This is a genomic window from Micromonospora sp. (genome assembly GCF_048594385.1).
Classification (GTDB): Bacteria; Actinomycetota; Actinomycetes; order Mycobacteriales; family Micromonosporaceae; genus Micromonospora; species Micromonospora wenchangensis.
The window spans coordinates 1-7,938 of record NZ_JBMDWU010000326.1 but is presented as its reverse complement, the minus strand read 5'-3'; the positions used below and the strand labels follow the sequence as shown (position 1 = coordinate 7,938).

Annotated in this window: 6 protein-coding genes; 2 read left to right on the top strand and 4 right to left on the bottom strand. The window is 75.0% G+C overall.

What is annotated here, in order from left to right:
- Nucleotides 1-59: 59 nt before the first annotated feature.
- Genes cobA through cobC form a run of 3 tightly spaced genes read right to left on the bottom strand, consistent with a single transcriptional unit; the run spans nucleotide 60 to nucleotide 3,666 of the window.
- A complete protein-coding gene (cobA, locus tag ACOJTC_RS17455; RefSeq protein WP_420117678.1) occupies nucleotides 60-1,370 on the bottom strand; it encodes a uroporphyrinogen-III C-methyltransferase in 1,311 nt (436 codons plus the stop codon).
- A complete protein-coding gene (locus ACOJTC_RS17450) occupies nucleotides 1,367-2,533 on the bottom strand; it encodes a nicotinate-nucleotide--dimethylbenzimidazole phosphoribosyltransferase (RefSeq protein ID WP_420117679.1) in 1,167 nt (388 codons plus the stop codon). The genes cobA and ACOJTC_RS17450 overlap by 4 nt, the downstream gene beginning before the upstream one ends.
- Nucleotides 2,533-3,666 carry an Rv2231c family pyridoxal phosphate-dependent protein CobC gene (gene cobC / locus ACOJTC_RS17445; protein ID WP_420117677.1) on the bottom strand — a complete coding sequence of 378 codons (1,134 nt, stop codon included), beginning with the start codon at nucleotides 3,664-3,666 and terminating at the stop codon, nucleotides 2,533-2,535. The genes ACOJTC_RS17450 and cobC overlap by 1 nt, the downstream gene beginning before the upstream one ends.
- A gap of 167 nt (nucleotides 3,667-3,833) precedes the next feature.
- Here cobC and ACOJTC_RS17440 point away from each other — a divergent pair, with 167 nt between their 5' ends.
- Complete coding sequence (locus ACOJTC_RS17440; protein ID WP_420117676.1) at nucleotides 3,834-5,966, top strand: transglycosylase domain-containing protein; 2,133 nt, start codon at nucleotides 3,834-3,836, stop codon at nucleotides 5,964-5,966.
- Between the two features lie 40 nt (nucleotides 5,967-6,006).
- Here the strand turns inward: ACOJTC_RS17440 and ACOJTC_RS17435 are convergent, their stop codons facing one another.
- Nucleotides 6,007-7,437, bottom strand: a complete 1,431-nt coding sequence (locus tag ACOJTC_RS17435; RefSeq protein ID WP_420117675.1) for a cobyrinate a,c-diamide synthase — start codon at nucleotides 7,435-7,437, stop codon at nucleotides 6,007-6,009.
- 129 nt (nucleotides 7,438-7,566) lie between these two features.
- Here ACOJTC_RS17435 and ACOJTC_RS17430 point away from each other — a divergent pair.
- On the top strand, nucleotides 7,567-7,938 hold a 372-nt coding region (locus ACOJTC_RS17430; RefSeq protein WP_420117674.1), incomplete at its 3' end, for an SURF1 family protein.

The window sequence follows — 7,938 nt, the reverse complement described above, 5'->3', positions numbered from 1 at the left end:
GGGCCGATGTAGCGGCATCCGCGACACGGGATATCGCTACATCGGCCCACAAGGGTGGATCAAGGTGAGGGCGTCAGGGCGTCGACCACGTCGCCGATCACCACGATGGCCGGGGGCCGCAGCCCCGCCGCGACCACGTCGGCCGCCACCGCGCCGAGCGTCGACCGCAGGCTGCGCTGACCACCCGTGGTGCCCTCCTGGATCACCGCGACCGGGGTGACCGCGTCCCGGCCGTGCCGGGTCAGGGTGTCGGCGATGGCGGCCAGGTTCTTGAGCCCCATCAGCACCACCAGGGTGCCCCGCAGGCCGGCCAGGGCCTCCCAGCGCACCAGGGAGACCGGCGAGTCCGGGGCGACGTGGCCGGAGACCACGGTGAACTCGTGGGCCACCGCCCGGTGGGTGACCGGGACACCGGCCGACGCCGGCACGGCCACGGCGCTGGTCACCCCGGGCACCACGGTCACCGGTACGCCGGCCGCCGCGCAGGCCAGCAACTCCTCCCCGCCACGCCCGAAGACGTCCGGATCGCCACCCTTGAGGCGTACCACGACCTTGCCGGCGAGCGCCCGGTCGACCAGGATCCGGTTGATCTCCTCCTGGGCGCGGGACGGCCCGTAGGGGATCTTCGCGGCGTCGACCAGCTCGACGTCGGGGCGCAGCTCGTCCAGGAGCAACCCGGGCACCAGCCGGTCGGCGACCACCACCGCCGCCTCGGTGAGCAGCCGCCACCCCTTCACCGTGATCAACTCCGGGTCGCCCGGCCCCGCGCCGACCAGCGACACCCGACCGACCGGGCCACCCGCACGGGTCGCGGCGTCGCCGGCCCCGGCCGGCGTCGGCTCCGGCGGGCCCGCGAGGGGCGCGTCCGCCACCGGTTCGCCCGGGTCGACCTCCCCCGGGTCGACGAGCGGGCCCGTCCGGGCGGCGAGCAGCTCCCGGACGGCGTCCCGGACACCCATCGCCCGTTTCGGGTCTCCCCCGCCCCGCACGGCCACGGTCACCGGCCCGTGCCGGGTCACCGCCGGGGTCCACGCGGTGGCCGCCGTCCGGTCGTCGGCCCGGACGCAGAAGATCCGCCGTTCGGCGGCGACGGCGCTGACCGAGGCGGCGGCGAGCGGATCGTCCACCGCGACCTGGACCAGCCACGCCCCGTCGAGGTCGTCGGGGGCGAACCGACGGGGTCGCCAGTGCAGCCGTCCGGCGTCGACGTGCGCGCGTAGCGCGGGGGTCACCTCGGGGGCGACCAGCAGCACGTCGGCACCGGCGTCCAGCAGGGCGGGCACCCGCCGGCTGGCCACGGCGCCGCCGCCCACCACGACCACCCGCCGTCCGGCGAGCCGCAGTCCGAGAGGGTACGGGCTGGTGCTCACTTCTCGGAGACCCCCGCCGCGTCGAAGGTGGCCACCTCGTGCAGCACCCGGACCGCGCCGACAACCACCGGCAGGGCCAGCAGCGCCCCGGTGCCCTCGCCGAGGCGCAGGCCGAGGTCGACGAGCGGGTCGAGGCCGAGGTGCCGCAGCGCCACGGTGGCACCCGGCTCGACGGAGCGGTGCCCGGCGACCATCGCACCGACCGCGTCGGGGGCGAGGGCGGCGGCGGCCAGCGCCGCGCTGACCGCGATCACCCCGTCGAGCAGCACCGGCACCCGGCGGGCCGCCGCGCCGAGGATCAGGCCGGCCAGCGCCGCGTGCTCCAGGCCACCGACGGCGGCCAGCACCCCCAGCGGATCGGCCGGGTCGGGGCGGTGCCGGTCCAGCGCCGTGCGCACCACGTCGACCTTGTGCCGGTACGTCTCGTCGTCCACCCCGGTGCCCCGGCCGGTGGCCGCCTCCGGGTCGACCCCGGTGAACGCGGCGACCAGCGCGGCGGCCGGCGTGGTGTTGGCGATCCCCATGTCGCCGGTGAGCAGCACACCCGCCCCGGCGTCGATCAGCTCGCCGGCGACCCGGATGCCGGTCTCGACCGCAGCCCGCGCCTCGTCCCGGGTGAGTGCGGCGGTGACCGTCATGTCCCGGGTGCCGCGCCGCACGTTCGCGTCGAGCAGGCGCGGCGGTGCCAGGCTGGTGCCGGTCGGGGCGGGCACGGCGTCGTCGGACGGGGCTTCGGTGGAGAGGGCTTCGGCGGACAGGGCGTCGGTGGACGCGGTGGTGGGCGCGGCGTCGGCGGGCGGGAACGGCAGCGGCGCGGCCACGCCGACGTCGACCACGGTGACCGAGGCGCCGGCCTGCCGGGCGAACGCGTTGACGACCGCCCCGCCGGCCAGGAAGTTCCCGATCATCTGGGCGGTCACCTCCTGCGGCCACGGGGTGACCCGCTGGGCGTGCACGCCGTGGTCACCGGCGAAGATCGCCACCGCCGCCGGTTCGGGCAGCGGCGGCGGGCAGGCCCCGGCCAGGCCGGCCAGGCGTACGGACAGTTCCTCCAGCGCGCCAAGCGAGCCGGCCGGCTTGGTCAGCCGGGCCTGGAGGTCCCGGGCGGCCGTCATCGCCATCGGGTCGGGCGGACCGATCTCCGCGATCGTCGTCTCCAGCATCATGCCTCCAGGATCTCCGCCATTACCTCGATGAACGCGTCCGTGGTGGCCGGGTCGCGGACGGCGATCCGCAGCCAGTCCGGCCCGAGCCCGGGGAAGGTGTCGCCACGTCGTACGGCCCAGCCCCGGTCGCGCAACGCCTGGCGTACCCGGTCGGCGCCGGGCCGGTGGACCAGGACGAAGGCGCTGGCCGGGCGGCCCGCGACGCGTACCCCGGGCAGGGCCGACAGGCGGCGCACCAGGTGGTCGCGGTCGGCGGCGAGCCGGGCGGCGATGGCGCGCTCGGCGGCGACGCCGGTCGGTGACGCGACGGCGGTGGCGGCGGCCCGCGCCGGGGTGGCCACGGCCCACAGCGGCTGGGCGGCGGCCAGCCGCTCCAGGAGGGCGGCCTCGCCGAGCAGGTAGCCGATCCGCAGCCCGGCCAGTCCCCAGGTCTTGGTGAGGCTGCGCACCACCACCAGGCCGGGCAGGTCCCGGCGGGCGGCGAGCGACTCGGGCTCGCCGTCGACGCCGGGGACGCCTGTGGTGTCGGCGAACGCCTCGTCGACGACGAGCACCCGGCCCGGCCGGGCCAGGGCGGCCAGGTCGGCGGCGGGGTGCAGCACCGAGGTCGGGTTGGTCGGGTTGCCGATCATGACCAGGTCGGCGTCGGCCGGCACCCGCGCGGGGTCGAGCCGGAAGTCGTCGTCCGGGTCGAGCAGGAGTCGTTCGACCCGGTGGCCGGCGGCCCGCAGCGCGGCCTCCGGTTCGGTGAACTGCGGGTGCACCACCACCGGGCGGCGTACCCCGGCCAGGGCGCGGGCGAGCAGCACGAAGCCCTCGGCGGCACCGGCGGTGAGCAGCACCTCCGCCTCCGGGCGGAGGTGCCGGGCGGCGACGGCGGCGCGGGCCGGCCGGGGGTCGGGGTAGCCGGCCAGGTCGGCGAGGGCGGCGGTGAGCGGGTCGGCCAGCCAGTCCGGCATCGGGTCGCGGCGGACGTTGACGGCCAGGTCGACCAGGCCGGGGGTGGCCTCGGCGTCCCCGTGGTGGGCGAGATCCGGTTCGGCGTCGTCGGTCGCCCCGGGTGCGGTCGCCGGCGCGGCGGCGGCTCCCGGGCCGGTCGACGGCTCGACGCCGGTCAGTTGCCCATGCATGTCCGCGATCCTGCCGGGAAGCCGGCGCAGAGGACAGTCGATCCCGAGGTGGTCCACATCACGGCACACCGGACGCTTCACCCACGGCCGCCGGTCCCGGCCGGGGAACGCCCGAGCGTTCATGAATTCTTCTCATGGACGAATCGGAAATGTCATAACTTGACCACGTGAGTAATCGACCCCTTGCTGCCGCTGGTCGTTCCGTTCCTCTCCTGCGTGCCGGGCTGATCGCCGGCATCGTGCTCGCCGCCGTGGCGTACCCGCTGGCCGCCGTGACCGGCCTGGGCGCCAAGGCCACCGCGCACGCCGTGGAGCACAAGACGAACATCCTGCGCACCGCCCTGCCCGCCGAGACGTCCTACCTCTACGCACCAGACGGCACGACGATCCTGACGATGTTCTACGAGGAGTACCGGCAGTACACCAAGTTGTCGGACATGTCGCCGAACATCCAGCAGGCCATCGTCGCCGCCGAAGACAACCGCTTCTACCAGCACCGGGGCGTCGACCCGAAGGGCGTCGCCCGCGCCTTCGTGGCCAACACCCGTTCCAGCGGCGTCTCCCAGGGCGCCTCCACCCTGACCATGCAGTACGTCCGGATGGCGCTGCGGGACAGCGCGCAGACGCCGCAGGAGGTCCAGGAGGCCATCCAGCAGACCAGCCTGCGCAAGGTCAAGGAGATGCGGATGGCGCTGGACATCGAGAAGGAGCTGACCAAGGACCAGATCCTGGAGCGTTACCTCAACTCGGCGTACTTCGGTCACCGGGCGTACGGCATCTACGCCGCGGCGCAGATCTTCTTCTCCAAGACCCCGGCCACGCTCACCCCGGTCGAGGCGGCCACCCTCGCCGGCCTGGTCAAGTCCCCCTCCGAGTACGACCCGCTCAGCTCGGACCAGAAGGAGGCCACCGGCCGGCGCAACTACGTGCTCGACAAGATGACCCAACTCGGCTACCTGTCCCCGGACGCCGCCGCGGTGGCCAAGAGCGAACCCATCCGGACCCGGCCCACCACCCCCGCCAACGACTGCGCCGCGATCCCCAACAAGTACAACACCTGGGGCTTCGCCTGCGACTACGTGAAGAACTGGTGGAGCGCGCAGCCCGCGTTCGGGGAGAACCGGCTGGAGCGGATGGACAAGCTGCGCCGGGGCGGCTACCGGATCGTGCTGAGCCTCGACCCCAAGGTGCAGGCCGCCGCCGAGAAGAACGTCGGTGCGAAGGACCGCGTCGACAGTCCCTTCGCCAACGGGATCGTGGTCGCCGAACCGGGCACCGGACGGATCAAGGCGATGGCGGTGAACCGGACGTACTCCCTGGACGTCAGCGAGAACGGACCCAGCTCGAACCCCGAGGCCGATCCGAAGATGAAGGCGAACTACCCGAACACGGTCGCCCCGCTGCTCGGCGGCGGCACCCTCCCGGGCTACCAGGCCGGCTCGACGTTCAAGATGTTCCCGATGCTGGCCGCCCTGGACGCCGGGATGCCGCTGTCCACCGCGTTCGACTCGCCGTACCGGTACATGTCGGCCGTCTACGACGGGTGGGCGCCGTCCAACGCCAGCGGGGCGATGACCGGCCGGCAGACCATGTGGTCCGGGTTCGGCAAGTCGGTGAACACCTACTTCGTCCAACTGGAGGAGAAGATCGGCGCGGACCGGGGGGTGCACCTCGCCGAGCAGCTGGGCCTGCGCTGGCGTACCGACGTCGACAAGGAGCAGGCGTCACCCGCGAAGGCGAAGAAGTGGGGCGCGTTCACCCTGGGCGTCTCCGACGCCACCCCGCTGGAGATGGCCAACGCGTACGCCGCGATCGCCGCCGACGGGCGGTACTGCGAGGCGATGCCGGTCAACTCGATCACCAACCGGGACGGGACCCCGGCCACGTACAGGACCGCCGGTGGCATCGAACGGGAGGTCGCCAAGCCCCGTTGCCGGCAGGTGGTGAACGCCGACGCGGCGCGGGCCGCCACCGACGCCGCCCGCTGCCCCACCGGCGACACCCCGGCCAAGGGAAGCTGCGGCGGCTGGTCGACGGCGGACAGCGTCCGGGGCACGGTGGGCCGCCCGGTCGCCGGCAAGACCGGCACCACGGACAGCACCCGGTCGGCCTGGTTCGTCGGCTACACCCCGGAACTGGCGGCGGCGAGCTTCATCGCCGACCCGGACAACCCCTTCAACGCCGTCGGTGACGGGCAGTCCCAGGTCCCGGTCAACGCGGTCGCCCAGACCCTGCGCGACGGCCTCAAGGGCACCCCGACCCGCCAGTTCACCCCACCGTCGGACGCCATCGTCGGCTGACGCGGGGCCGGTGGCCGCCGGGCCGGTCACCCGGGGCCGGTCAGGCCGGCGCGGCGACGCCCTCGACCGGCGAGGGCAGCGCCGCCGCCGTCACCAGCCGGGTCGCGATCTCCGGGTACGCCGCCCAGTGCAGGCCGAGCTGGGAGGCGTGCACGCCCCGCCAGACGAAGCCCTCGGGCGTGCCGCCCTCCCAACCCCAGGCGGCCCGCTGCCCGGCCCGGGGGGTGAGCACCGCGCCGTGCTGCTTGTAGCCCACCACCGTCGCACCGGTACGGGCGACCGCGCTGTCGGACAGGGCGGTCGCCTCCCGGTAACCGACCACCAGACCGTCCCGGCTCACGCCGATCGCGTCCAGCACCCCGCACATCGGCAGCCCGTCCAGCTCCCGGGCCAGCCACAGCAGGCCGGTGCCCTCGGCGATCACCGGACGGCCGGTGCGGGCCAGCTCGGCCACCGCGATGCAGAGCCGCCGGTTGGCCGACAGGTCCCGCGCGTACGACTCGGGCAGTGCGCCCCCGACGACCAGCGCGCGGGTGCCGGCGGGCAGCGCCTCGTCGCGCAGCGGGTCGACGGTGACCACCTGGGCCCCGGCGGCCCGCAGCAGCTCGGCGGTCTCCGGGTGGCTGTAGCTGCCGCCGGGGCCGCCGGCGAGCGCCACCACCGGCGCGTCGGACACCGGGGCGTCGGACACCGGCGACCAGGCCGGGACGGACAGCGCCGGGGCGGAACGGGCCAACCCGAGCAGGCGTTCCAGGTCGACCGTCCCGGCGACCGCCTCGCCGAGCCGGCGCACCGCCCGGGACGCCTCGGCGTCGCGACCGAGGACCGGTGCCACGCCGTGCCGGCGGGCGGGCAGCACCGGGGGCAGTTCGTGCCGGCGCAACGCCCCGTAGACGGGCATCCCGACGTCGTCGAGCGCCTCCCGGAGCATGGCCTCGTGCCGGCCGGAGGCGACCTGGGTGAGGATCACCCCACCCAACCAGAGCTGCTCGTCGTACGAGCGGAATCCGTGCACCAGGGCGGCCACCGACTGGCCCATCGCCGCCACGTCGATCACCAGCACGACGGGGCTGCGCAGCGCGGTCGCCACGGCGGCCGTGGACTCCGCCTCGGGGCGGCCCCCGACCGAGTCGTACAGCCCCATGGTGCCCTGGACCAGGGCCAACGCGGCACCCTGCGCGCCGTACGCGAAGAGGGGCCCGAGCCGGTCGCCACCGATCAGCCGGGGGTCGAGGGTACGGCCGGGGCGGCCGGCGGCCAGGCCGAGGTAGGCGGCGTCGACGTGGTCCGGACCGACCTTGAACCCGGCGACGTCGAGCCCCCGTTCGGCGAGCGCGGCGAGCAGACCGACGGACAGCGCGTTGGTGCCGTGACCGGAGGACGGCGCGCTGAACACGAGGCGCGGCACGGCGGTCATCATCGACTCCTCGGTGGCGACGGGCGGTGGCTCGCGGACGGCCGGGAGGAACACCGGCGGCGATCCGCAGGCGTGACCATACCCGCCCCTGGCGACAGGTGGAGACCGCCGATCCGCACACCGTACGGGCCGGTGCCGGGCCGTCGCGCAGGGTGGCGTCGGTCATACGGGTAGCCTCGTGCTGTGTACCGGTTCCTGCTGACCCCACGCTGGCTGGGCATCCTCGCGCTGACCCTGGTCGCCGCCGCCGTCATGGTGCTGCTCGGCAACTGGCAGCTGGACCGCTACCGGGAACGTACCGCCGTCAACGAGCGGATCGACGCCGGCACCGCCGGCACCCCCGCGCCGCTGCGGTCGACGCTGCCGGCCCCCACCGGCGGCGCGGGCACCGTCGGCGCGGCCCCCGCCGCGCAGGCCGAGTGGAGCCGGGTCACCGCCACCGGCCGGTACGACGCCACGAACGTCATCCTGGTCCGGGGCCGGACGGTGGAGAGCAGGGTCGGCTTCGAGGTCCTCGTCCCGCTGGTGCTCGACGACGACACGGCCGTGCTGGTC